The following is a 25401-nucleotide window of genomic DNA, read 5'->3' on the forward strand; positions in this document are numbered from 1 at the left end:
ATTACACGTAAACAAAATGACGATTTTACTTTAATAGAACTCACTTTATTAAAGTTGAAAGGATGATAATGATGGCATGTGTCCATGATTTTGGAATAATTGACGATTTTACTTCTCAAAAAAATTACGAAGATTATACACCAGAGAAATATCATTGTATATCTGTTGATGATGATATTATCAGTAGTTTAAATCAAAATTTATCAATTATGAAAACCTACTTCCATACAGTCAAAAATCAGAAATACGGTTTAGCTTATTGTGGTATTACAATTATCCCGCCTGAATCATTAGCAATTTTCTATGAAACAGTTACATCCTCAAAGTTCTTCAGAAAATCTGATGAGCTGAATGAGTTAGCTTCAAAAATTGTACAAGCTGCAGCAGAACAGAAGTACATGATCCATTATGGGGTTTAAATGTAATTCAAAAAATGCTTAGGATTTCTCCGAAGCATTTTTTGTATGTTACTAATACATTTATTCCTTAACCATTTAGTCAATGCTTGAGCCTATGGTCCCTTCTTTTACAAGTGAGGGCGCCCCTATTAATCTAAATAAGCGTCTCGTTTCCAATCTTCCAGCTAAACCATCTCCCGTGTCCTTCTGTTTCTCCAACCGTTTCACGATATTCGTTTCCGTTAATATAATAATCAATATGAAGGTCACGATCCCACATATTGTTATACAGGTGGAATACATCACGTTTTGCGCCGATTTCTTGTATTTGTTTTTCTAATTTATGTTTAACTTGTTCTGGTATTTGATTTGCGACGTGTGTATGGAAAATACAAATAACAGCTTCTTCACTTATTTGTTCAATAATAGATGATAATAGCTCTACACCGTCTTCTTCTATTAATTGGACAGATTCATTTTTCACTAAAGATGCAGCTTGATCAAACATCTCAAGCCTTTCTTTATGTTCTGGCCAAATTAAAGCACGTAACCATAAATAATCTTCCTCATTATGTAAATCATTCACATGTAAGTCCAGTCCGATTCTTTCTACGACAGATGGGCTTTCTTTTAGAAAATGCGGTACATTCTCCCCTCTTATTTCAGAAGTTACATGCACATTTGAATTTATATTTCCGTACATTTCATCCGTCCCGTACGAATAACGATATTGGTCCCAGAACAGTTGCAACCCAGAACTTGTCCCAATTTCAATTAACGCTAACGGCTTCTTCACTTTGTTAAATATGTAGCAGAAACTTGGGTATAAGTATGCGCACCGTCTTACTTCATTTGTTTGAACGAGTTTCGTTTGTAACAAAGTAATGATTTCTTCTCGGTACTCTTTACAGAAATCTTTAAAATGATTAAAAGCTTTATCTAAATTTGTATCAGCATTTTCAACTAAACTACTATAATACGTTTTTAAATGATGTTCTTTCCCTGCTAGCAATAAATAATGTACTGCACCCAATAGTAAGTTTGGGACTGGTTGACCTACCTGAGCATAGGACGATAGTGTAAGTACTTCCTCATCTTCAGCAATTTTCATTGATAAATATTCATATAAATCACTTGACCCTTTACATTCCTTTATTGAAAAGTTTCGAAATAAGTTTGAAATTTGTTCTTTTGTACACATTAGAGTCCCTCCTTTTTATTTTTCAGAATAATCTTACCATTACAGAAAGAATACTCCCATAAAAAGGTACTCGATTTAGTCACTTAAGGATACGTAAGCTTTTTCGAGATAATTTCAAACTGTAATTTTTTTCTATTTACCACCTTAAAAGAGCTTGTTAAATAAGATTTTTAGCGAATAAAACGTTAAATAGTTTAAAATTATCAGATAACACTAGATATTTTAGTCTATTAATTATTATAATAGAGTATGAGATGGTTATATAATTGAGACAAAAAAGGTATACACCTAGGTGGGGCCTAGGCGGTGTTTCTCTTTTACGGCTTAGACATAGAAAACACCTACACTTTTTTGCCAATATAGGGGATGGAGAGATTATCATGAGCAACATGCAGCAAAAAACAGACGTTATCTTAATTGGTGCAGGAATTATGAGTGCAACGTTAGGCTCATTACTAAAAGAATTAGCACCAGAATGGGAAATTAAAGTTTTTGAAAAACTCGCAAGTGCCGGGGAAGAAAGCTCTAACGAATGGAATAATGCAGGTACAGGGCATTCTGCGCTATGCGAACTGAACTATACTTCCGAAAAAGCTGACGGATCTATAGATATTAGTAAAGCTGTAAAAGTGAATGAGCAATTCCAGCTTTCAAGACAATTTTGGGCATATCTTGTAAAGAGCAAATTAATTCGTAATCCACAAGATTTTATTATGCCACTACCTCATATGAGTTTAGTACAAGGGGAAAAAAATGTTGAGTTTCTAAAAAACCGTTTTGAAGCGCTTTCAAAAAATCCACTGTTTCAAGGAATGGAATTTTCTGATGCTCCTGAAACATTAAAAAAATGGCTTCCACTCATTATGGAAGGTCGCACATCTAATGAACCGATGGCGGCAACGAAGATTGACTCTGGAACAGATGTTAACTTCGGTGCATTAACACGTATGTTGTTTGATTACTTAAAAACAAAAAATGTCGAGCTAAACTACAAGCATAGTGTCGAAAATATTAAGCGCACGAAAAATGGTTTGTGGGAAGTAAAAGTACACGATATGAATAGTGGTAAAATTGAGCATCATACTGCTAAATTCGTCTTTATTGGCGGCGGTGGCGGTAGCCTACCTCTACTTCAAAAGACTGGTATCCCTGAATCAAAGCATATCGGTGGCTTCCCAGTAAGTGGACTATTTATGGTATGTAAAAACCAAAAAGTTGTAGAGCAGCATCATGCGAAAGTGTACGGTAAAGCTAAAGTTGGCGCTCCGCCAATGTCTGTACCTCATCTAGATACGAGATATATAGACAATAAAAAAGCTTTACTGTTTGGACCATTTGCAGGCTTCTCACCTAAATTCTTAAAAACTGGCTCAAATCTTGACTTAATCGGTTCTGTAAAACCGAATAACGTCTTAACGATGTTAGCCGCTGGTGTAAAAGAAATGGGACTTACAAAATACTTAATTCAGCAAGTTATGTTATCACATGAAAAACGTATGGAAGAATTACGCGAATTCATTCCGAACGCGAAAAGTGAAGATTGGGATATTGTAGTTGCTGGACAACGTGTACAAGTAATTAAAGATACTGATGCTGGCGGTAAAGGAACACTTCAATTTGGTACAGAAGTAGTAAGTGCAGCTGACGGCTCAATCGCCGCATTACTAGGCGCATCACCAGGTGCTTCTACTGCTGTTCACGTCATGCTTGAAGTATTAGAAAAATGTTTCCCAAGCCGCATGGTAGAATGGGAAGAAAAAATAAAAGAAATGATTCCTTCATATGGCATTTCACTAACTGAAAATCCAAGATTGTTCCAAGATCTTCACACTTCTACTGGTCGTACGCTTGGATTAAACGAAAAAGAAACTGTTCATAATTAATGCAGAAATAAAAAAACGTCCGATATATTCGGACGTTTTTTTGTCTACTAAAAATTATACTTATCAATATTATCTTTCGTAAATACAACTCGTTCTGGTAATACGATAATTCCGTTCCCTTCTGCCTCATAATCATATCCTTGAATGGAGTTTGGCTCTACTTTCACTTTTCCAATTCCTTTTACTTCGAAGCTATCCCCTACTTTTAACTTCTTCCCTTTTACAACAATTTCATTTGCTACATACGTTGCGAGAGCACCTTGTTGTTTTACATCCCATAAACCAAATTGTTGTACTGTTCCTCGTTTTACATAATCACGCATAACGTTCGGTGTAGAAAATCCAGTTACCACTACTTTTTTATCCATTTTTAAGTTTTCAGCTGCCTGCGCCATTGCTGGGAGTGCTGTTGCATCTGGACAAATAACTGCGTTAATATCTGGATACGTTTTTAATATGTTCTCCCCTACGGATAAAGATTTTTGTGCATTATTTTCACCGTACTGCGTCGTTACAATTTCCCAGTTCGGATATTTCTTTTTAATAATTTCTTTCGCTTTCGTTACCCATTGGTTTTGATCCGTTACTGTCGGGCTAGAATAAAAGAACGCTACTTTTCCTTTATCTCCAATTTGCTTAGAAGTCATTTCTATTAATAAGTTAGCAAGTTGGTCTGGTGTTCCTTGGCTTATATAAAAAGAACGATCTTTCGGATTCACATCAGAATCCCATGTTAAGACGGTCATTCCTTTTTTCTTAGCACGTTGTAGTGATTGCGATAAACCATCAACTGATGTAGAGGAAACCATAAGTGCATCATAGTTTTGGTTAATAAAATTATTTATATACTTTACTTGCCCTGATACACTCGCTTCAGACGGCCCATCATATTTCACTTGTACGCCTAGCTTCTCTCCCATCTCCTTTGCTCCTTCACCTCCCGATGTGAAGAAACCAACTCCTGTTAATTTCGGAATAAATGCAAATTTCACATCATCAGCCTTTTTCTTATCTGCCGTTTGGCTAGAACACGCAATTAAACCGATTAAACAAATACATACAATCAATACAATCCCTAGTTTTCTCTTCATGACATTTCCCCCTTATGCAAACTCTGTCTTTTCCCCGCTAAAAATTGATGTAATTTGAAATGTCTCATAATAACTGAAAGAATAAGGATAATACCTATTACTACATTGGATTGTTCATTTGTTAAACCCGTCATTTGCAAGCCATACTGCATGAGCCCAATGAAAATACTCGCCAGTACAGTACCGAAAATACTTCCTTTTCCACCTGTAATAAGTGTCCCGCCTAATACAACTGCTGTAATGATTGGTAATATTGTTTCGCTTCCTATATCAGCACGTGCAGAACCGAAATATGCAGTTAAGAAAGCTCCTCCTAATCCACCTCCTAACCCAGAAAGTATGTAAGCAATGATTACTACTTTCTTCGTCTTAATCCCAGTGTATTTTGCTGCATTTTCATTCGCGCCTGTTAATTTTACGTGGCGCCCATATATCGTTCGGTGAAACAAAATCGTGCATACAATTGTTAATAAAATAAGTAGCCATAATAAATTGGGTATTCCTATAAAACTACCATTTGCTAGTTGTACATAAGTATCAGGTAAACCGCTTATCCCTTCATATCCAGAAGCACCTGCCCCTCCTGAAATGACGAGTGCAATTCCTCCGTATAAAAACATCGTTCCGAGTGTAACGACTAGTGGTTCTACATCTGTCAATTTTATAATAAGCCCATTTAAAGCTCCTGCTAAGCAACTGACTATAAGTGCCATTATTACTGCTAGTAAAATATGAATTCCATTCATCCAAAACACACCAATTAAAATCGAGGTTAGCCCCATAATTGATCCTACAGATACGTCAATTCCTCCTGTTACAATAACGAAAGTCATTGGAATTGCCGCGATTGCTATGAATAGAAAATCATTTGTACTAAAAAGGAGATTACTAATATTTAAGAAATTGCTGTTTATAAAACTAAAGAGAATGAATTCTATAAGAAGTACTATGATTAACACACCTTCCCATCTGTAAAAATACTTCATAGATTCATTCTCCTTTCTGCTTTCCACTTCTTCATGACGCTATCTAATATGATAATAAGTAATAGTAAAAAACCTGAAATAGCATTATTCCAAAATGCTGGTATTTTTAAAAAGACGAGTGAGCTACTTATTGTTTCTAAAAATAACCCTCCTAATGCAGCTCCAAATAAAGATCCTGTTCCTCCTTTTAAATGAATTCCTCCTAGTACAGCGGCTGCGATTACTTGTAATTCTAATCCTGTACCTGTTTGATTTGGAACGAACCCGATATTCATAACAAATATGCAACCAGCGAGCGCAGCGCTTATGCCTGAAATCATAAACGCATATATCTTCACTTTATTAACAGGTATACCAATAAGCCTCGCGCCATCTTCATTATCACCTACCGCATAAAAGTATCTTCCCAATGGCACTTTTCTTAAAAAGAAGTATAGTAGTAGTAAAATAATAAGAACGAACCATACAGTTATAGGTAAACCAAGAATGATGATAGATGACAGCTGCTTAAAATCGTTTGGAATATCTTCAATCCACTTCCCGCCTGTGAAAATTAACATTGCACCTCTAACAATTCCTAACATGCCTAATGTCATAATAATGGCTGGTACCCGAAACTTCGCAACTCCAATACCATTTACGAAACCGATAATGGCCCCAAGTATAATAGCTACAAATATCGACAAGAATGCACTATACCCATTCGTTAACATCATTCCGCAAACTGCTGCACTTAATCCCATGCTTGAACCGACTGATACATCTATATTTTTCGTAAATAAGACGAACGATTGACCGATTGCTAGCACGACTAAAATAACGCTTGATTTCATCAGTAAAGATAACGAGGTAAATTGAATAAAACTAGGGTTTATCATCCCTACAATAGCTATATAAATTAGTAGTAACAGTATGATAGACGTTTCGTGCATTTTATACATACGTTTCATTCCGTTACACCTCCGTATGCAAGGCGTGTAACTTCATTCACACTCAGTTGTTCTTTTTCCATATGAGAAACAAATCGCCCATTTCTCATTACATATACACGGTTTACTAATTGGATAATTTCTTCAACATCTGAAGAGATTAATAAAATTGCGAGTCCTTCCCTTTTCATTTTTTTTATCGTCTCATACACTTCAAGCCTTGCTTTCGCATCAATTCCGCGAGTCGGCTCATCAAGAATAATAATTTTCGGATTACATGCAAGATACTTCGCAAGCACGACCTTCTGCTGATTACCTCCTGATAAAGATGCCAATTCTTTATTCATATTCTGTACAACAATTCGGAACTGTTCTATAAACGAATTAACTAAAGCGCTTTCTTTTTCTTGATTTATAAAAAAGCGATTATTTTGATATAAACTTGCTGCTGCAATATTTTCTTTAACAGAAGCAATTGAGAAAATTCCATTCCTCGCCCTATCCTCTGGCACATAAACTAGGCCTTCGTCTAGCCTTTTATGCAAAGAACACGTATCAATTGATTTTCCACCCAATAAGATAGACCCTGATTTTATAGTTTTCAATCCAAATATCGCTTCTGCTAATTCCGTTCTGCCAGATCCTATAATGCCAGCAACACCTACAACCTCACCCTCATGTACAGTGAATGATATATTTTCGAATGCGTGACCATTTATATCAACCACTTCTAATATTTTTTTCGTCTTTGCTGTCTCTTGAACTACTTCTATTTTCTCTTTCTGTTTATATCCTTTTGGCAATAGTCCCTCCATCAGCATGTCATATGTATAGTCACATACATCACCTTGGCTTACAACCATTCCATCACGTAGTATTGCTACTTTGTTGGCAATTTCAAAGATTTCTGGAAAACGATGCGTAATATAAATCATCCCAATTCCTTTTTCTTGTAAACTTTTCATCAACACAAAAAGACTCTTAATTTCGTGTGTTGTTAATGTCGATGTTGGCTCATCTAGAATAAGAATCTCAGCTTCTCTTATTAATCCTCTAACGATTTCTACTAACTGTTGTTGCGCAATCGATAATGTTCCTCCTAGTTTATTAAGGTCAATATCCCATCCTAAGCTGCTAATCAATTGCTGAATCTGTACTTTTAGTTTCTTTTTCTTTTCTTTTAACCCGATACATATATTTTCTTCAATAGTCATATGCGGAAAAATGAGTGGTTCTTGCGGTATTAAATAAATACCTTTTCGGTGTGCTTCTGATGGATTTGAAAACTGTTGCTTCATTCCTTTTACATACATCTCTCCATCATCATACGAATATAACCCCGTTAATATTTTCATTAATGTCGATTTCCCGGCGCCATTTCCACCAACTAAAGCGTATATATCACCATGCTCTACTTGTAAGTTCACTTCCTTTAGCACAAGTTGATTCGAAAACGCCTTACTCATTTTCTTCACTTGTAATAAGGGCACATTCTCCACATGATGTCACCTGCCTTTACCCAGAACATTTTTTGAGAAAATGATTATTTGTTCTACTTGTTTTGTAGCATTGTATATTCCTTTTTTTATATCTAGAACACTTTTTTCTACGTACTATTAATCGTTCCAACTGGAATAAACAAAATATATGGTACATATGTTTAAGCTGTGGTCAATTGTTGAAAGGGATGAAGAGTATGACTCAGCTGAACTTTGAAGAAAATTTATTAACTAAAGTAGCTTGGTACTATTATAAAGACCAATTAACACAACAGGAGATCGCGTCACTTCTTCATATTTCAAGAAATAAAGTCGTCCGGTTATTAGATAAAGCGCGCAGTGAAGGTATCGTTACATTTCACGTAAAAGGAACCGGTTTGCATTGCTTGAGCATTGAACGTGACTTAATGAAAAAGTTCCACTTAAAAGATGCTTTCATTATCCCTACTCCAATAAACAATTATGCTACTTCTCTCGGAAAAGCCGCTGCACAATATTTAGAGACTCATCTCCAACAAGGTGATTTACTCGGCATCGGCTGGGGTGAAACGATAAGTAAAATGCTAGAAAACATTCATTTTGAAAGTTCTATCAACCTTTCAATCGTAACGCTAACAGGCGGGGTAAATCACTATCTCCCGAGAAAACAAAACTATTTACACTACATGCAAGGCGAACTTCACATTATCCCTACGCCGTTTCTAGCGTCTACAACCGAAATGGCACAAAGTATTCTATCAGAACCGAGTGTAAAAGATATGCTTCAAGTCGCTTCACTTGCTCATACGGCTGTTGTCGGTATTGGGGGATTATCTCAAGACGCTACGATTGTAAAAGAAGAAAAATTAACACTACGTGAGATGACATATATTCGTAGTCAAAACGGTGCTGGCGATATTTTAGGACAGTTTTATAATACAAATGGCGATTTATTAGAGCTCTCGCATCACAATCGTCTAATTGGCACGCCCCTCTCTATTTTGCGCAATATGAATCATGTCGTCGGTGTTGCTGGAGGTACTGAAAAGATAGATGCAATTTATGGTGCCTTAAAAGGAAAGTTTATTCATTCATTAATTACCGATGAGGAAACTGCCCTCTCCTTATTACGAAAGGATGGTGATTGTTAATGTCCCATTTATTAGCTTTCGATGCTGGTACAGGGAGCATTCGAGCAGTTCTTTTTGATTTACATGGTAATCAAATTGCAGTAAGTCAAAAAGAATGGATTCACAAATCTGACCCTCGTTATCCAGGCTCTATGAACTTTGATGTAATAGAAAATTGGAAGCTAGTACAAGAATGCACGAAAGAGGTTCTTCAAAAAAGCAATACCCCTGCCTCTTCTATTCTTGCTATTAGCGCTACAAGTATGCGAGAAGGTTTTGTTTTATATGATAAACATGGGCAAGAAATATGGGCATGTGCAAATGTTGATGGCCGTGCATCCGCTGAAGTTAGTGAGCTAAAAGAAATCCGCTCACATCTTGAAAAAGATTTATACAGAAAATCTGGGCAAACTTTTTCATTGGGTGCTTTACCACGTCTACTTTGGATTAAAAAACATGAACCAGACGTCTATAGCAATATTCACTCCTTTACGATGTTAAATGATTGGATTTTGTATAAATTAAGCGGCGTACTGCAAATCGACCCTTCCAACGGTTGTACGTCCGGAATCTTTGATTTACAAAATAGGAATTGGGATAACGATGTCGCTAAAGAGTGTGGTATAAATTTGCCATTTTCACCAAAAGTAAATGAAGCTGGCACTGTGATTGGTAATGTTTCAAAAGAGTGTGCAACACTAACTGGTTTACTTGAAGGGATTCCTGTCGTCGCTGGCGGCGGTGATGCTCAAATGGCAGCACTCGGGACTGGAGTCGTAAACCCAAATCAAACTTTAATATGCGGCGGCAGCTTTTGGCAACAAGAAGTGAATGTTACTGAGCCAATAACAGATCCACATGCTGCAATTCGAGTAAATTGTCACGTCGTTCCGAACCTATGGCAATATGAAACAATCGCCTTTTTCCCAGGTCTCGTTATGCGCTGGTTTCGAGACGCTTTTTGCCAAGAAGAAAAGAAACTTGCTGACAAACTCGGTGTAGATGCTTATGAATTATTAGAAGAACAAGCGAAAGACGTACCTGTCGGTTCATATGGTATTATCCCTACTTTTTCAAACGTTATGAACTACATTTCTTGGCGTCATGCCGCACCTTCTTTTTTAAATTTAAGTTTAGACGCTGACAAATGCGGAAAAAAAGAACTGTTTCGTGCTATTGAAGAAAATGCTGCCTTCGTTACACTTGGTAACTTAAAATTAATAGAAAATCTCACAGGAACATTCCCTTCTGAAGTCATTTTTGCTGGCGGTGCTGCTAAAGGAAAACTATGGCCACAAATTCTAGCGGACGTCCTTGGTATTCCTGTAAAAGTACCCGTTGTGAAAGAAGCAGCTTCTTTAGGAACTGCGATTGCTGCTGGAGTTGGCGCTGGAATATATACATCTCTGGAAGAGACTGCCGAACAATTTGTACAGTGGGAAAATACATTTGAACCAATCACTGAAAATCACGAGCTATACAAGGAATTCTATGAAACATGGAAAACCGTGTATAGCAGTCAACTCGTATTAGCTGATAAAGGACTTACAACACATATGTGGATTGCGCCTGGTGCACTGTAACACATTTACATAAAGGAGTGAACTGTATGTTAAAAGCGAATGAAAATGATTTCTCCTATCGCTTCGGTGATAACGGGCCGAAATATTTAATACAAGGCCCGAATATTGATCTTGGTCTTGTTGTCATTCAGCCTGGGCAAGAGTTTCAAAATCATTACCATACAACGTGTGAAGAAGTTTTTTATGCGTTAGAAGGTGAAATAGACTTCTATGTAAATAACGAAAGAGTTCCGATTAAACAAGGTGATGTCCTGCAAGTTCGCCCTCATGAATCTCACTATCTGATTAACCATTCTGACAAACCTTTTAAAGCAGTTTTTATTAAGTCACCACATTTACCAAATAAAGATACAGTACAAATGGAAAATCCAACATTAACGAAGGAGTGATTTGGAATGACTTGGGGATTTAAAAATCGATTAAATACAATTTTACCTAATGGCAGAGCGGTAATGTTAGCGATAGATCACGGCTACTTTTTAGGGCCAATTCACGGGCTTGAACAGCCACTTGAAACTGTTAAAAACTTACTTCCTTACACGGATTCTCTCTTTTTAACGCGTGGTGTACTTAGCTCCTGTATTCCTGAAAACTGCAGCACACCGATGGTTATGCGTGTATCTGGCGGCGCTACTGTCGTCGGTAAAGATTTAGCAAATGAAACAATTGTTACACCTGTGAAAGAAGCAGTAAAACAAAACGCAATTGGCGTCGGCGTTTCTGTTTTCATTGGATCAGACTATGAAACACAAACTGTTACAAATCTCGCAAATGTAGTTTCTGAAGCTCATGATTACGGCCTGCCAGTACTCGGCATTACCGCAGTCGCAAAAGAATTACAAAAACGTGAAGCTCGCTTTCTAGCACTTGCTTCCCGCGTATGTGTTGAAATGGGTGCTGATATTATTAAAACGTATTACTGCGAAGGATTCGAAAAAATAACGAGCACATGCCCTGCCCCAGTAGTCATCGCGGGCGGCCCCAAACTAGATTCAATTGAAGACGCATTAAACATTACGTACAATGCGTTGCAAGAAGGCGCAATTGGAGTAGACATGGGCCGAAACATATGGCAATCCGAGCACCCAGCTGCGATGATCCAAGCAATACATGGCATTGTAAAAAATGGATTGAATGTGAAAGAGGCACTTGAACTTTATGATGATGTGAAGAATTAATGTGAAAAGACAGACTATTTATTAGTCTGTCTTTTTTACTTTACAGTGAAACTTTCATAATCCTTCTTCTAATATGATACATACTTAAATTCTATACACCTTCAAATGATTACTCTTGATGATTACTATTAAGCTTTGAAACGTTGATAAGCCGATTTCGATGATTTCACATAATAAACCGCATGATCCACATTAATAATATGAGCTGGTTTTGATTTACCACGTCCCGCTCTATGTCCAGCTAAGTGTTCTTCACTTGTTTCCCAGTTTTTCCATGCTTCTTCCGATTCCCAGCGAATCATTACGACAACTTCTTCGTCACCGCGTCTTACTTTTTTAACGAGAACACTTAAATCGATGAAGCCTTCAAATTTTTCAATTATGCCTTCTCCAGTAAAACGTTCTACAACTATATTTGATGTACCTTCTTTTACTGTAAATGTTTTCGTTTCGATAAACATATATCCCACTCCCTCTTCGTAATACGAATACTAGTATTCTTCTATTATAATTGATTATGATAATTATTTTCAATTGTAAAGTTTTAATTTTTTGAATTATGCTGATTTCTTTTCTATCGCCTCATCTAAAAATTTGAAATATGGAAGTAACATCCCTATTAAAGAGGTGACACATATAATTGCACCGATAATTAAATATAGCACTCTTACTCCCCACATTTCACTCAATATTCCCCCTACTAACACACCTAACGGCATAGCGGATCGTATGAAAAATAAACGCACTGAAAATACTTGTCCTATCATATTATTCGTCACGGTTTGTTGGCATATTGTTGTGTTATGAACATTGAAAAATGCAATACAAATCCCTGCTATTACTTCAATTATTATTGCAATGATAATACTATGATTGAACCCTAATGAAATGTATGTGAGCCCCCCTATAAACAATCCTCCAAGCATAAGTATACGCCGGCTTTTATATGTTACTTTTCCGACTACTACTGATCCAATTACGTAGCCAAGTGGAAAACCTGCCATAAAATAGCCGTACTCTGCATATCCCGCTAACAGCTCGTCTTTTATATAAGGAAGATTTGTGACCATCGTTACCCCTACTCCAAACTGCACGAAAGTAAGAAATATACCGAGCCAAACGATGATTGGTTTTGTAAAAAAATATGTAAAACCTTGAAGAAATTGTTCTAGCCACGTTTTTCGTATATCTGTTGTAGTTCTCTTTTCTTTTATATAAAGTAAGAAAGCACCACTAACAAATAGACAAATACATACGAAAGATAATGTAAGTTCTGTTCCAATGAAATGAATTACTACTCCACCTAATACTGGCGCAAGAAACATCATGAGACGAGTCATTCCATCAATATACGCATTTGCGTCTTGAAGTTGTCCTTGACTTACAATGCTCGGTGTAATTGCCTGACTCGCAGGTGTATAAAGAGGTGTAATAAGTCCCACTACAATTTGAACAACATAAATGTGCCAACCTTCTATACTACCTGTAACTAGCATCACCAAAGGTAATAAGAATACGGACGCCCGTATCCATTGTGAAAAAATCATAATCCACTTCCGGCTCCATTTATCAATAAATGGGCCACTTATTAATTGCAGTATGAGTGATGGGATGAAATATAATAGCCACATACTACTTAAAGCCATTTCCGATCCTGTTAACTCATATACTAGAATTGAATTACATAACGTTCCGAAAGCCCCTCCTAATTCTGAGATTGCACTACCAATCCACATGAAAAAGAAAGAACGATTTTTCAATATATTTTTCAATTTCACACACCAACTTTTCTTTTATATTCCTCCCTTTATGTACATTCCCGTTGTTAATTATCTATTCAAAAACATATCTAATTCTTTCGCTAAAGACTGTACTGCTTTCTTTCTTAATACATATTTTCCGTCATGTATATCAACTAACTTCGCTGCACGTAACAATTTCAAATGATGGTGTACAGTCGATTTACCAAGCTGTAATCTTTCCGTTATTTCCTGTAATGTACGTTCTTTTTCAAACAACATTTTTACAATTCGCAATCTCGCTTCATCTCCAAGAGCCTTATGTTTTTGAACTAAAAAATAATTCGGTTCATACGGATCTTCAGGATGAATACTTTCATTCGCAACTGGATAATGAAATACTTTTGTATCATCAATATCCGCTTCAATATTCCACGGTCTGTACGTCATTTGCGGGATAAGAAGCACGTGATGAACACTTGGTTCTGGCATATAGTTAATGCCACCAGTAGCCCACTCAACAAACTCTTCTGGTTTCATCTTTTTATTCATTTCATTTTTTGCTTCATAATCTCGTTTTAATATAGAAAGTATTTGTTCTTCCTCTCTTTTAATAACACTCTCATACCAACCTGTCATAACAGCGATTAAATGCGATTTCAGCACTTGTACATCTACATTACATATAAAGCTAATATAAGTAGAAAAAAACTGATGATTATCTGTTAGTTCCTTTAGTTCGTGTATTGCACATACAACTCCCGTTGCAGCTAAACGTCTTTTCTCTTCATACTTCTTTCCTAAAAACGGTAAACATATAAATTTCAAATCTTCTTCTGAAAGTGAATCAATTTTAAACTTAAACTGCGATAAATCTTGAAAATCCTCTTCATACAATAACTGGAGTAATGCTTTCCACGTATTATGTTCTTCTACAAACTGTAAGTGTTCTCTCATTTCTTCTGTTAATGCTTCCTTAATTTCTTCCCATTCACTTTGAGTCTTTTCAAGTGTATCAATTAACCTTTTATGAGTAATCGCAGCAATGCCAAGTGCACATTCGAAAAGTATCGAATATTTCACCTGAACGTTGTATGTTTCCCTTTTTCTGCTCGTTATGTGATAGACCTCCATTTTTATCCCCTCCTTGTTTGCTATATAACACATTCTATTTTTATCGAATTTTACCTTCTATATTTTTAGAACCGTTTTGCAATTTTAAAAAAACTTTGATCAATGAGCAAACAGAAAAAGGTTCATACTCTTTTCATTCTGACTCAATGAAAGCCTTGATTATTAAATATCATATTAAAAATGAGATTTTTTAATGGCTCAATTATACGTTGTATTTCACTCTCTTGTTCAACTATAGAGAAGGTTTATTGAAGAGAAAAGCGAATTGATTTTATTAAGAAAAATGAACAGGAGGCTATAAGAATGGGAAGAAAAGAAATGTTGCAAAATGGAGTCCAACAAGTTTTTTACGAGGAAGAATGGTACCCACCGATATCTGAAGCGTTAAAAAATCTTACTGCTGAACAAGCATGTTGGAAACCAGAAGGTGCTGCCAGTAATACGATTTGGGAAAATGTGAACCATTTATTAATTTTTAAAGAGCGCTTACTTTCCCGCTTACATGAAGATAATACATTTGTTGCTCCACAAAATAATGATGAAACCTTTATCCAAGGTGAGCCTAATGATGATAACGCTTGGCAACAAACAGTAAAGCGAACACTTCAAGTACATGATGCCTTACAATCTTCATTAACCGCCCTTCAAGAAGCAGAACTAGATCAACTAAGTCCTTCTCTACCAGTTTGGCAACAATATATGAATATCCTTTTGCATGATGCTTATCATACAGGACAAATTATACAGCTTCGGAAACTTCAAGGTTCATGGCCAACTCACCGTTCTTATTTATAAAGTGAAACTTTAATCAGCTCTTACCAATCGGGATTTTGCGGGCAGCCCACTCCCACCTAACTTCTTTGCTTTCCCTGAATTTTGAGGTAAAAGTCTTACTGCCCGTTAATCCGAGATAAACGATGTTTAAAATCGCATACGTTTAATATCCAACAAAGCAATTGAAAATAGCTACTTGTTTTGTAATTACTGCGATTGCTCAAAATAAAGCAAATTAAAATACGTGAATCCCAAACATCATTTACCCTCTTCATAACTTCTGATCATAATCCAAATTTGGAAGAATAGAGGCTTTTTTATATACAAATAATAAGCCTCAAGGAGTTGTTGACATGTATTTCATATTGAATATGTTAGGGATTTTCGTTGTCATATTAATCGTTTTCTTATGTTCGCCTAATAAAAAACATATAAAATGGAGACCAATTGTAATTCTCATCCTATTGGAGCTTTTTATTACATGGTTTATGTTAGGCACAAAGCTCGGCAGTATTATCATTAATAAAATTGCGTCATTTTTCAGTTGGCTACTAGCATGTGCGAATGAAGGTATTCGATTTGCATTTCCTTCAGCTATGGAAAGTCAGCACATTGATTTCTTCTTTAGTGCGTTACTTCCTATCATTTTTGTTATTACTTTTTTCGATATTCTATCTTATTTCGGAATCTTAACTTGGATTATTGATAAAGTAGGTGCAGTTATTTCAAAGATTTCTCGTTTACCAAAGTTAGAAAGTTTCTTTTCGATTCAAATGATGTTTTTAGGAAACACCGAAGCACTTGCGGTTGTTCGTGATCAATTATCTGTGTTAAAAGAAAATCGATTATTAACTTTTGGAATTATGAGTATGAGTAGCGTTAGCGGATCCATTCTTGGCGCTTATTTATCAATGGTGCCAGCAACATATATTTTCAGCGCCATTCCATTAAATTGTATTAACGCATTAATTTTAGCCAATGTATTAAATCCTGTGGAAGTTTCGAAAGAAGAAGACGTTGTTTACACACCTTCAAAACATGAAAAAAAGGATTTCTTTTCTACTATTTCAAACAGTATGTTAGTTGGGATGAATATGGTTATCGTTATTTTAGCTATGGTAATTGGTTATGTAGCTTTAACAGCATGTTTAAATGGGATTTTAGGATTTTTTGTAACGGGGTTAACAATTCAAAAAATCTTCTCCATTATCTTTAGTCCTTTTGCATTTTTACTCGGTTTATCAGGCAGTGATGCTATGTATGTAGCTGAATTAATGGGGATCAAAATAACGACGAATGAATTTGTTGCAATGATGGATTTAAAATCAAACTTAAAGTCGTTACAACCGCATACGGTTGCGGTTGCAACGACATTTCTAGCTTCTTTTGCTAACTTTAGTACAGTAGGTATGATTTACGGAACTTACAATTCATTATTTGGCGGAGAAAAATCATCAGTCATCGGTAAAAATGTTTGGAAGCTTCTTGTTAGCGGGATGGCTGTTTCTTTATTAAGTGCTATGCTCGTTGGGCTATTTGTATGGTAAATAATTTTTATAATAAAAGACACCCAAGCCAATTGAGTGTCTTTTATTATTATTTTCGAATTTGCCCATTTCCACGAATCACATATTTTGTAGAAGTTAATGCTGGAAGCCCCATTGGTCCTCTTACGTGTAACTTTTGTGTACTGATACCAATTTCCGCTCCGAATCCAAATTCGGATCCATCTGTAAAACGAGTCGATGCATTATGATAAAGTGCCGCGGCATCTACAGAAGTAAAAAACTTGCTGACGTTTTCCTCGTTTTCAGTAATAATTGCTTCAGAATGCATAGATCCATACGTATTTATATGATGAATCGCTTCTTCAACAGTGGAAACCACTTTCACTGCTAGTGTGAGAGATAAAAACTCAGTTTCCCAGTCTTCTTCTGTCGCAAGTAAGATAGAAGGATCAATCTCCACTGCTTTATTATCACCACGTAGCTCCACTCCTCTTTCCTTCAAGGAAGAAAACAACTCGCTACCATATTGCTCTGCCCACTTCTCATGAAGTACAATCGTTTCAATTGCATTACATACAGATGGACGCTGCGTTTTTGCGTTTATAATAATATCAAATGCCATTTGTTTATCCGCTGTTTCATCAATGAAAATATGACAATTCCCCGCACCTGTTTCAAGTACTGGAACAGACGCTTCCCTCACAACAGTATCGATTAATTGTTTGCCACCTCTTGGAATAAGAACGTCTAGATAATCATTCATTGTAAACAACTGCTTCGCGCTATCTCGCGTTGTATCTTCTATAAGCTGTACACTTTCTTGAGGTAAGCTTGTTTGTTTGAGCGCTCTGTGAATAACGGCAACGATGGCTTTATTAGAATGAATAGCAGAAGAACTACCACGTAATATGACTGCGTTTCCTGTCTTCAAACAAATTGTAGCAGCATCCACTGTTACATTCGGTCTTGCCTCGTAAATCATCCCAACAACACCAAGTGGTACGCGCATTTCCTGAATAGATAGTCCATTTGGCCTTTCCCATGCACTTACACATTCTCCTACAGGATCACGTAATTTAATTAGCTGCTTAATCCCTTCTGTCATATCAACAATACGCTGTTCATTCAGCATAAGGCGATCAAGGAGTGAATGAGAAAATCCTTTCTCCTTACCTTCTTCAATATCCCGTTTGTTTTCTTCTAAAATATAAGCTGTTTCTACTATCAGCTGATTAGCAATTGCAGCAAGTGCTTCATTTTTTTGATCTGTAGTTTTAAGCACAAGTTCTCTAGCAACCTCTTTTGCTTTTATCCCCTTTGCCAACACTTCATTCATTTTTATTTCCTCCTTTTTAAAGTGAAACCCAATGATCCCTATGGATGACTTCATAACTATGTCTCTCGCCTCTTACTTGAATATGTTGGCTTTGCATACCTTTTACATCTCTTAGTTCCTCTGCACTATATGTGCATTGTCCTTTTCCTATTACGCGCCCTTGTTGCGTTACAACCTCTACAACTTCACCCACTTGGAAAAATCCTGATACATTCGTAACACCAGCTGGAAGTAAACTCTTCCCATGCTGAATGATGGCAGTAGCTGCCCCAGCATCTACTTCGATTTGTCCGCTAACAAGCGAATGCAAGGCAATCCATTGCTTGTTCATCTTCATTTCTTTTTGAGGAGCATTACCAACATACGTTCCATCACCCTTACCCTTCAAAACATCTACAAACTTTTCCTGTCCACGTCCTGTTCCGATAAATACACTCACACCAAGAGAGAGTGCTGTCTTTGCAGCATCGATTTTTGATTTCATACCGCCAGTCCCAAGTTTTGAGCCAGCATCTCCTGCAAGAGAAGAAATTTCTTCCGTAACTTCAGGAAGAAAATAATATTTTTTTGCATCCGCATTTTTCTGAGGATTTTTGTCATATAACCCGTTCACATCCGTAAAGATCATAAGCATATCCGCCGAAACAAGCCCGCTTACTAAAGCTGACAGCATATCATTATCACCGAACGTTAGCTCCTCTAAAGAGATGGAATCATTCTCATTAATAATTGGAAGAGCGGCACGGTTTAATAATTCTCCTAACGTAGCGTAAGCATTACTATATTGTTCTTTTCTAGAAAAATCACTTCTCGTCAGCAAAAGTTGCGCAGTAACGATGCCATATTTACGGAATTCCTCCGTGTACGCCTGCATTAACAAACTTTGTCCGACAGCTGCTGCAGCCTGTTTCCCTTTAATCGTTACAGGTCTGCTAGGATATCCTAGCGCTGAAAAACCTGCAGCGACGGCTCCAGATGTAATTAACACAACCTCGTGCCCATCTTCTTTCAACCGAGCCAATGCGGCAACGTGATCTGAAAGCTGTTCTGTAGAGATGCCTCCGTGACTATCTGCCAAGGAACTACTCCCAATCTTTACAACAACTCGTTGTTTTTTCACTTTTTTATCCCCCAAGTCTAAAATCAAAGTTTTTTATAAATTACACTTCATTCACTTTGTAACTATATCTATTCTCATCAATGCTGCACTGAAGTATTTAAGAGCAAAATAAAAATGACCGCCTCGCCCTTAATAAAATAAAAAGGACGAAACGGTCATTGTTCCGCGGTACCACCTTAATTGATATACATAGATATCCACTTGGTGCCTATAACGCAGGCGAACGCCTAAACTTTCATTTAAGACTCAGGGATAGGTTCGATATATTCTATACGAGGAATCTTTCAGCCGGTGAATTCCACTCTCTTTCGCAAGAAGACATATGTACTAATTCCCTTCAACGATTTTCAATCTAATTTTTTTATATTATGCGATATAGTTCGATTCGGTGTCAAGAGGTATTTTTAAAAATAAATAGAGCCACAAGTTATTTGTATGAAATTATTGCCCTACTGAATGAAAATACAAAATGATATAAGTTTAACTCATATTCATAAACATAAAACCTTACATTATAGTGTATATATTTACATAATGTCGAATATAATTAATTTTTATCTTTTAGTGTTGCAAAAAGGAATATATTCTCTTAGAATGTTTCTTTATATTGCACAGGGATGTTATTCTTATTCTAAGAAAATAATATCAAACCGATATAATTGATTATAAAAGGAGCAAGATTGAGTTATTATGGATAAACAAATTGGATTCATCGGTTGCGGAAATATGGGAATGGCTATGATTGGCGGAATGATAAACAAAAATATAGTGTCTTCAAATCAAATTATTTGTTCAGATTTAAACACTGCTAATTTAAAAAATGCTAGTGAAAAATATGGGCTAACTACAACTACCGACAACAATAAAGTAGCTAAAAATGCTGATATTTTAATTTTATCAATCAAACCAGACCTATACGCATCAATAATTAATGAAATAAAAGAAGTAATCAAAAACGATGCTATCATCGTTACGATCGCTGCTGGGAAAAGTATTGAAAGTACTGAAAATGCATTTAATAAAAAAGTAAAGGTTGTAAGAGTAATGCCTAATACTCCTGCTCTTGTTGGAGAAGGAATGTCTGCATTATGCCCTAATGAAATGGTGACAGAAAAAGATTTAGAAGATGTACTAAACATTTTCAATAGTTTTGGTCAAACAGAGATCGTAAGTGAAAAATTAATGGATGTTGTAACATCTGTAAGTGGTTCTTCACCAGCTTATGTATATATGATTATAGAAGCGATGGCAGATGCTGCTGTACTAGATGGTATGCCAAGAAATCAAGCATATAAATTCGCTGCTCAAGCTGTGTTAGGCTCTGCAAAAATGGTACTAGAAACAGGAATACATCCAGGTGAATTGAAAGATATGGTTTGTTCTCCTGGCGGAACGACAATAGAAGCTGTTGCAACATTAGAGGAAAAAGGATTACGAACAGCGATTATTTCAGCTATGCAGCGTTGTACGCAAAAGTCTGTTGAACTATCTGGTCAAACTAAAAAATAAAACTATAAAAGAGATTACGTTAGCTATGAATTCACATAATTTTAATTAAAAATTCACTACATGATAAACGGCCAAACTCATATAAAATTGAGCTTGGCCGTTCCACTTTTTAATTATATTAAAATAATTTCATTCGAATTTTCTTTAAAGGTTCTGTTTTATCCCTTACCTATTCCCTACTATGATTGTGTAATTTTATTAGAAACTAATAATTTTTCAATGCATTTCGGTAACATATCTAATAGTGTTTCAAATGCGTAGTTTACATCTAGACGTTCTGTCCATTGATGTGCATCTTTTCCTACCGGCCCCATATTTAATACTGGAACATCGAACTCTTCTAATTCCTGAAGCGGAATTGAATAACCTTTATCCCATAATGGCATATTGTCTACAAGCGAACTCATTGAATCTAGTGGATACTGCAAGCCTACATAGCTTAAATCTGAAATCCCCCCAAAATAATTTTGGTTTTCAAATGTAATCTTATGATTGTAGTGTGCATACTTTTCCATTTCTACAACTACCTCTTTTATTAAAGGATTGTTGCGTGAACTCACAGCTGGATAGTACGGCGGAGCGAAGAAAAGTACAATCATCGGTGCCTTTTCTTTACATAAAATCGCTAATTTATCTACTAAATCAATCGTTACCGCACGATCATCTTTATCTTCTCTATTTTTTATAATATTAGATTGAATATGATTTATTTTTTCTTGTCCATGTTGCTCAATTGCATATGTGATAAGCTCTTCATACGTTAATACATTTACTTTGAGATTAGGTGGTATAAATGGATTATATTTAGAAAAACGATATGCATGTTTTTCATACGACTCTTCTATTTTCTCTGCTAATTTCGTTACTTTTTGACGTAACAATGAAACTACATCTATCATTGATTTTTCTAATAAAAACAAATTAAATAATGTAACTGCACGATGCGGAATTTGTACAGAATAATCCTCCTTTAAGTCCCTTTGAAGTAAGTTAGTTGGCGGAGGACTCGCTTCCCCTTCTACAATATCACAAAGGTCTGTGTTTAACTCTAATTCTGCTGTTATTAATGAAGCCATATAACTCCCATTTAAGCCTGCAAAAGGTTCACCTACATGTGTCTCTTTTCCATAGCAAAGAAAACCAGGTAACACTTTACCAATAGAGCCAGTGTAAATATACTTATTTTGGTCACCAGGATGTCTTGAAAACATAGGCTCTGAGTTTAAGACCGTTTTATAATCTAAGTTATGCTCTCTAGCTAAATCTAACAGTCTCGGAACAGCGGCCCTCATCCCTACAGAATTCACTTCTTCATCTGGTACAGCCAATAAAAGAACATTCCCATCGAATCTTCCTTCACATGCTTGTTCAATCATTGCCATTTGTAATGCTAGACCGCATTTCATATCCATTGTTCCTCTACCAAACAGCCATTCCCCATGTTCTATATCTTCACGCACATGGTCTGGAAGTTCATCTTTATGAGAATAAAACATAGATGTTAACTTTTTAGGATTAAATGCATCTTCTTTCCACACTCCGTAATCTTGTACATCTACAACATCAAAGTGACTTACTAGAATTACAGTATTTTTTGTACTATCTTTTTTCTTTACTAGTGCTGTAACAAAATATCGTCCGTCCCCTGTCGGATTTTTTTGTAAATGATGCGGGTTTTCTTTGAAATACTGTAATTCAGATAATTGTTCCACAACAAAGCCTGGCAATATTACTTCAGCTTCTGAACCGGTAATACTAGGAATTTCAACAAGACTGCTTAATAATTGAATCAATTGTTCTTTTGATTGCCACTTTGACATATAAATCCCCCTATTTTTCCGCATTATGAAAACGAATTCCAGTATATGAATAAAAAATGACGACAGCTATCAAAATTATAGTTCTGATGTACTGCCGATTTTTATTGATATTTCATGAGCTGCTTGTTTTACCTTGCTAATAAGAAAAGATAGTCGATCATCATTAATACGATGACTAATTAACCCAACACTTAATGCTCCTACTACTTTATGATTAAATCCGATAATAGGTGCAGCTACTGAAGCTGTCCCTTCTGTTTTTTCACCATAACTGACAGCATATCCTTCATTTTTTATTTGCTTTATTTGATTAAGAAGAATTTGCTTTTGTTCTGGTAATGAAGAAAGTAAATGTTCTACAATATGTTCCATTTCATTCGTTTTCATATTGGCAAGCATCGTTTTATTTGCGGCACCAATTGAAAGTGGAATTTGTTCCCCTAGATTATCGATAACTCGAATTTTTAAAGGACTATCAATTCTTTCAATGATAATAGAATGTGTTCCGTTTGGAATATTTAAATAGACACTTTCTTCGACTTCAAAGGCCAACCGCTTCATCACTTCTCTTGCAACTGATCTGTAGTCTACCTTCTCCAATTGACGTAACCCTATTTCCATCCACATTGGTCCAATTTTGTACTGTTTTGTCTCTGGTATTTGTGTAACTAACCCATGCTCCATTAGAGAGTTAAGTAATCTATGTACTGTACTAACTGGGAGATGTGTTCCATCTGCTATATCAGAAATAGCCCAATACTCTTTTTCATTTGTAGAATTCAATAATTTAATAATACTTATCGCTCGATCAATGGACTGTACCATAACTCGCCTCAACTTTACTCGTAGTATGTTAGTACGTTTAATTAACTATCAATTTAGCAAACATTCGAAATGAAATCAATCTATTTATTCAATTTTCTAACAATAAAAATATATCACTAACAACGAATTGAAAACGCAAACAAAAAAATATTGACTTTTCTTTTTAATTATCTGAAAATTATAACAAGATTTCACATCACGGAATACATTCCATAATACGGAAAAACATCAAACTTTATTCTATCAACTACGAAAGTGAGGAAAACAATGGCGCAAGTAAACAATACAAACAATGAATTAAAACGTACGATGAAAAGTAGACACTTATTCATGATTGCACTCGGTGGTGTGATTGGAACGGGGTTATTTAACGGATCTGGCTTTATAATAAGTCAAGCTGGACCTGGTGGATCCGTACTTGCCTTTATGGCCGGTGGATTATTAATGTATTTCGTTATGCTATGTCTTGGTGAACTCGCTGTAGCCATGCCTGTTTCGGGTTCTTTCCAGGAATATGCCACTAAATTCATCAATCCTGCAACTGGCTTTACAATCGGATGGTTGTATTGGTTAAGCTGGGCGAATACGACCGGTCTTGAATTTACAACTGCCGGTATTACAATGCAGCGCTGGTTTCCTGATATTCCTGTTTGGGTTTGGTGTTTAATATTTGGCGTTACAATCTTTACTATTAACGCATTATCTGCTCGTAGTTATGCAGAAACAGAATTTTGGTTTTCAAGTATAAAAGTATCTGCCATTATAGCTTTTATAATTCTTGGTGGCGCCGCTATGTTCGGCTTTATTGATTTAAAAGGCGACGAACCAGCTCCACTCCTTTCAAATTTCGTAAATCATGGTGGTTTATTTCCGAATGGACTTGCAGCTATTCTATTAACAATGGTTACAGTCAATTATTCCTTCCAAGGTACAGAGCTTGTCGGAATCGCAGCAGGTGAAAGTGAAGATCCAGCAAAAACTTTACCTCGTTCTATTAGAAATATTATATGGCGCACAATGTTTTTCTTCGTCTTAGCAATCTTTGTTCTTGTTGCTTTAATTCCTTGGGAAGAAGCAGGACTCACAAAGAGCCCATTCGTTGCTGTTTTTGATAATATCGGTATTCCATATGCAGCTGATATTATGAACTTTGTTATTCTTACTGCTGTTCTTTCTGTTGCAAACTCAGGACTATACGCTGCTACTCGAATGCTTTGGTCTTTATCAAAAAACGAAATGGCTCCAGCATTTTTAAAGAAATTATCATCACGTGGGATTCCTCTCAACGCTTTAATCATGACAATAGCTATTTCTGCTTTTTCTCTTTTAACAAGCGTCGTAGCTGCTGAAACGGTTTACTTATGGTTAATTTCCATTTCTGGAGTCATAACAATCATTGTTTGGATGTCAATTTGTGTTTCTCAATTCTTTTTCCGCAAACACTATTTAGCTGAAGGTGGAAAATTAGAAGACTTGAAGTTCAGAACTCCACTCTATCCCCTTGTACCAATTCTTGGTTTTGGATTGTATGGCATTATATTAGTAAGTCTTATCTTTATCCCAGATCAAAGACTAGGCATTTATTGTACTGTACCATTTATCATCTTTTGCTATACCTACTATCACTTTAAAGTTAAGAAAAGAATTGCAACTAACACTCAAAGTGAAACTAAAATTAGCGAAACTTCGTAATATTGCACGATACAAAAAAGACAACACGTGGCGTTTCACTTCATGTGTGGTCTTTTTTTCATTATTTAAATATGAGTTCACCTGAAT

Annotated in this window: 22 protein-coding genes and 1 other annotated feature; of the genes, 10 read left to right on the top strand and 12 right to left on the bottom strand. The window is 36.0% G+C overall.

Features of this window, described 5'->3' with window-relative positions; translation table 11 throughout:
* Positions 1 to 68: 68 nt before the first annotated feature.
* A complete protein-coding gene (locus EBQ15_RS07405) occupies positions 69 to 419 on the top strand; it encodes a hypothetical protein (RefSeq protein WP_001999997.1) in 351 nt (116 codons plus the stop codon).
* A gap of 133 nt (positions 420 to 552) precedes the next feature.
* Here the strand turns inward: EBQ15_RS07405 and EBQ15_RS07410 are convergent, their stop codons facing one another.
* Complete coding sequence (locus EBQ15_RS07410) at positions 553 to 1599, bottom strand: DUF2332 domain-containing protein (protein WP_000337439.1); 1047 nt, start codon at positions 1597 to 1599, stop codon at positions 553 to 555.
* A gap of 380 nt (positions 1600 to 1979) precedes the next feature.
* Between EBQ15_RS07410 and EBQ15_RS07415 the strand changes: the two genes are divergently transcribed.
* Positions 1980 to 3482: a malate:quinone oxidoreductase gene (locus EBQ15_RS07415; RefSeq protein WP_000069138.1), complete on the top strand. Its 1503-nt coding sequence runs from the start codon at positions 1980 to 1982 to the stop codon at positions 3480 to 3482.
* 47 nt (positions 3483 to 3529) lie between these two features.
* Here the strand turns inward: EBQ15_RS07415 and lsrB are convergent, their stop codons facing one another.
* From lsrB to EBQ15_RS07435, 4 genes are read right to left on the bottom strand one after another with little or no spacing between them, the layout of a single operon-like run.
* Positions 3530 to 4573, bottom strand: a complete 1044-nt coding sequence (lsrB, locus tag EBQ15_RS07420) for an autoinducer 2 ABC transporter substrate-binding protein LsrB (RefSeq protein WP_000823656.1) — start codon at positions 4571 to 4573, stop codon at positions 3530 to 3532.
* On the bottom strand, positions 4570 to 5559 hold the full coding sequence (locus EBQ15_RS07425) for an ABC transporter permease (RefSeq protein ID WP_000873532.1): 990 nt from the start codon (positions 5557 to 5559) through the stop codon (positions 4570 to 4572). Before EBQ15_RS07425 ends, lsrB begins: the two co-directional genes overlap by 4 nt.
* Positions 5556 to 6509 (bottom strand): ABC transporter permease subunit, encoded by a 954-nt coding sequence (locus EBQ15_RS07430; RefSeq protein WP_000827673.1) that lies wholly within the window; start codon positions 6507 to 6509, stop codon positions 5556 to 5558. Before EBQ15_RS07430 ends, EBQ15_RS07425 begins: the two co-directional genes overlap by 4 nt.
* Positions 6506 to 7987, bottom strand: coding sequence for a sugar ABC transporter ATP-binding protein (locus tag EBQ15_RS07435; protein ID WP_000432623.1), 1482 nt, complete (start codon positions 7985 to 7987; stop codon positions 6506 to 6508). The genes EBQ15_RS07430 and EBQ15_RS07435 overlap by 4 nt, the downstream gene beginning before the upstream one ends.
* A gap of 197 nt (positions 7988 to 8184) precedes the next feature.
* Between EBQ15_RS07435 and EBQ15_RS07440 the strand changes: the two genes are divergently transcribed.
* Genes EBQ15_RS07440 through lsrF form a run of 4 tightly spaced genes read left to right on the top strand, consistent with a single transcriptional unit; the run spans position 8185 to position 11857 of the window.
* Positions 8185 to 9117: a sugar-binding transcriptional regulator gene (locus EBQ15_RS07440; protein WP_000192702.1), complete on the top strand. Its 933-nt coding sequence runs from the start codon at positions 8185 to 8187 to the stop codon at positions 9115 to 9117.
* Positions 9117 to 10679 carry an autoinducer-2 kinase gene (gene lsrK, locus EBQ15_RS07445; protein WP_000018818.1) on the top strand — a complete coding sequence of 521 codons (1563 nt, stop codon included), beginning with the start codon at positions 9117 to 9119 and terminating at the stop codon, positions 10677 to 10679. Before EBQ15_RS07440 ends, lsrK begins: the two co-directional genes overlap by 1 nt.
* Positions 10680 to 10705: 26 nt before the next feature.
* A complete protein-coding gene (locus EBQ15_RS07450) occupies positions 10706 to 11068 on the top strand; it encodes a cupin domain-containing protein (protein WP_000909984.1) in 363 nt (120 codons plus the stop codon).
* Between the two features lie 6 nt (positions 11069 to 11074).
* On the top strand, positions 11075 to 11857 hold the full coding sequence (gene lsrF / locus EBQ15_RS07455) for a 3-hydroxy-5-phosphonooxypentane-2,4-dione thiolase (RefSeq protein WP_000219793.1): 783 nt from the start codon (positions 11075 to 11077) through the stop codon (positions 11855 to 11857).
* A gap of 128 nt (positions 11858 to 11985) precedes the next feature.
* Here lsrF and hmoA read toward each other — a convergent pair whose 3' ends face one another.
* From hmoA to EBQ15_RS07470, 3 genes are all read right to left on the bottom strand, one after another.
* Positions 11986 to 12318 (bottom strand): heme-degrading monooxygenase HmoA, encoded by a 333-nt coding sequence (gene hmoA / locus EBQ15_RS07460; RefSeq protein WP_000469502.1) that lies wholly within the window; start codon positions 12316 to 12318, stop codon positions 11986 to 11988.
* 96 nt (positions 12319 to 12414) lie between these two features.
* Positions 12415 to 13635: an MFS transporter gene (locus EBQ15_RS07465; protein ID WP_000769174.1), complete on the bottom strand. Its 1221-nt coding sequence runs from the start codon at positions 13633 to 13635 to the stop codon at positions 12415 to 12417.
* Between the two features lie 51 nt (positions 13636 to 13686).
* Positions 13687 to 14730, bottom strand: a complete 1044-nt coding sequence (locus tag EBQ15_RS07470) for an ArsR/SmtB family transcription factor (protein ID WP_000454577.1) — start codon at positions 14728 to 14730, stop codon at positions 13687 to 13689.
* A 303-nt stretch (positions 14731 to 15033) separates the two neighbouring features.
* On the opposite strand from EBQ15_RS07470, the gene EBQ15_RS07475 reads away from it, so the two are divergent.
* Both EBQ15_RS07475 and EBQ15_RS07480 read left to right on the top strand, forming a co-directional pair.
* Complete coding sequence (locus EBQ15_RS07475) at positions 15034 to 15525, top strand: DinB family protein (RefSeq protein ID WP_000532722.1); 492 nt, start codon at positions 15034 to 15036, stop codon at positions 15523 to 15525.
* 332 nt (positions 15526 to 15857) lie between these two features.
* Positions 15858 to 17051, top strand: coding sequence for a NupC/NupG family nucleoside CNT transporter (locus tag EBQ15_RS07480; protein WP_000273603.1), 1194 nt, complete (start codon positions 15858 to 15860; stop codon positions 17049 to 17051).
* A gap of 49 nt (positions 17052 to 17100) precedes the next feature.
* Here the strand turns inward: EBQ15_RS07480 and EBQ15_RS07485 are convergent, their stop codons facing one another.
* Positions 17101 to 18348: a glutamate-5-semialdehyde dehydrogenase gene (locus tag EBQ15_RS07485; RefSeq protein ID WP_001006622.1), complete on the bottom strand. Its 1248-nt coding sequence runs from the start codon at positions 18346 to 18348 to the stop codon at positions 17101 to 17103.
* Positions 18349 to 18364: 16 nt separating this feature from the next.
* Positions 18365 to 19468, bottom strand: coding sequence for a glutamate 5-kinase (gene proB, locus EBQ15_RS07490; protein ID WP_000744800.1), 1104 nt, complete (start codon positions 19466 to 19468; stop codon positions 18365 to 18367).
* Between the two features lie 139 nt (positions 19469 to 19607).
* Positions 19608 to 19818 (bottom strand) — a binding site (T-box leader).
* Positions 19819 to 20158: 340 nt separating this feature from the next.
* Here proB and proC point away from each other — a divergent pair.
* Positions 20159 to 20977 carry a pyrroline-5-carboxylate reductase gene (proC, locus tag EBQ15_RS07495; protein WP_000360727.1) on the top strand — a complete coding sequence of 273 codons (819 nt, stop codon included), beginning with the start codon at positions 20159 to 20161 and terminating at the stop codon, positions 20975 to 20977.
* 179 nt (positions 20978 to 21156) lie between these two features.
* Here proC and EBQ15_RS07500 read toward each other — a convergent pair whose 3' ends face one another.
* Together EBQ15_RS07500 and EBQ15_RS07505 are read right to left on the bottom strand one after the other, a co-directional pair.
* Positions 21157 to 22821 (bottom strand): M20/M25/M40 family metallo-hydrolase, encoded by a 1665-nt coding sequence (locus EBQ15_RS07500; protein ID WP_115735429.1) that lies wholly within the window; start codon positions 22819 to 22821, stop codon positions 21157 to 21159.
* A gap of 51 nt (positions 22822 to 22872) precedes the next feature.
* On the bottom strand, positions 22873 to 23622 hold the full coding sequence (locus EBQ15_RS07505) for an IclR family transcriptional regulator (RefSeq protein ID WP_000250746.1): 750 nt from the start codon (positions 23620 to 23622) through the stop codon (positions 22873 to 22875).
* Positions 23623 to 23889: 267 nt separating this feature from the next.
* On the opposite strand from EBQ15_RS07505, the gene EBQ15_RS07515 reads away from it, so the two are divergent.
* Entirely contained in the window at positions 23890 to 25314 is a 1425-nt protein-coding gene (locus tag EBQ15_RS07515) for an amino acid permease (protein ID WP_000079968.1), read from the top strand.
* Positions 25315 to 25401 lie beyond the last annotated feature (87 nt).

The organism is Bacillus sp. 2D03, assembly GCF_003946765.1.
Classification (GTDB): domain Bacteria; phylum Bacillota; class Bacilli; order Bacillales; family Bacillaceae_G; genus Bacillus_A; species Bacillus_A cereus.

Bases quoted from the DNA above. Each gene is read 5' to 3' on its own strand.
- EBQ15_RS07405 (WP_001999997.1), top strand. From the start codon at position 69: ATGATGGCATGTGTCCATGATTTTGGAATAATTGACGATTTTACTTCT.
- EBQ15_RS07410 (WP_000337439.1), bottom strand. From the start codon at position 1,599: ATGTGTACAAAAGAACAAATTTCAAACTTATTTCGAAACTTTTCAATA.
- EBQ15_RS07415 (WP_000069138.1), top strand. From the start codon at position 1,980: ATGAGCAACATGCAGCAAAAAACAGACGTTATCTTAATTGGTGCAGGA.
- lsrB (WP_000823656.1), bottom strand. From the start codon at position 4,573: ATGAAGAGAAAACTAGGGATTGTATTGATTGTATGTATTTGTTTAATC.
- EBQ15_RS07425 (WP_000873532.1), bottom strand. From the start codon at position 5,559: ATGAAGTATTTTTACAGATGGGAAGGTGTGTTAATCATAGTACTTCTT.
- EBQ15_RS07430 (WP_000827673.1), bottom strand. From the start codon at position 6,509: ATGAAACGTATGTATAAAATGCACGAAACGTCTATCATACTGTTACTA.
- EBQ15_RS07440 (WP_000192702.1), top strand. From the start codon at position 8,185: ATGACTCAGCTGAACTTTGAAGAAAATTTATTAACTAAAGTAGCTTGG.
- lsrK (WP_000018818.1), top strand. From the start codon at position 9,117: ATGTCCCATTTATTAGCTTTCGATGCTGGTACAGGGAGCATTCGAGCA.
- EBQ15_RS07450 (WP_000909984.1), top strand. From the start codon at position 10,706: ATGTTAAAAGCGAATGAAAATGATTTCTCCTATCGCTTCGGTGATAAC.
- lsrF (WP_000219793.1), top strand. From the start codon at position 11,075: ATGACTTGGGGATTTAAAAATCGATTAAATACAATTTTACCTAATGGC.
- hmoA (WP_000469502.1), bottom strand. From the start codon at position 12,318: ATGTTTATCGAAACGAAAACATTTACAGTAAAAGAAGGTACATCAAAT.
- EBQ15_RS07470 (WP_000454577.1), bottom strand. From the start codon at position 14,730: ATGGAGGTCTATCACATAACGAGCAGAAAAAGGGAAACATACAACGTT.
- EBQ15_RS07475 (WP_000532722.1), top strand. From the start codon at position 15,034: ATGGGAAGAAAAGAAATGTTGCAAAATGGAGTCCAACAAGTTTTTTAC.
- EBQ15_RS07480 (WP_000273603.1), top strand. From the start codon at position 15,858: ATGTATTTCATATTGAATATGTTAGGGATTTTCGTTGTCATATTAATC.
- EBQ15_RS07485 (WP_001006622.1), bottom strand. From the start codon at position 18,348: ATGAATGAAGTGTTGGCAAAGGGGATAAAAGCAAAAGAGGTTGCTAGA.
- proC (WP_000360727.1), top strand. From the start codon at position 20,159: ATGGATAAACAAATTGGATTCATCGGTTGCGGAAATATGGGAATGGCT.
- EBQ15_RS07500 (WP_115735429.1), bottom strand. From the start codon at position 22,821: ATGCGGAAAAATAGGGGGATTTATATGTCAAAGTGGCAATCAAAAGAA.
- EBQ15_RS07505 (WP_000250746.1), bottom strand. From the start codon at position 23,622: ATGGTACAGTCCATTGATCGAGCGATAAGTATTATTAAATTATTGAAT.
- EBQ15_RS07515 (WP_000079968.1), top strand. From the start codon at position 23,890: ATGGCGCAAGTAAACAATACAAACAATGAATTAAAACGTACGATGAAA.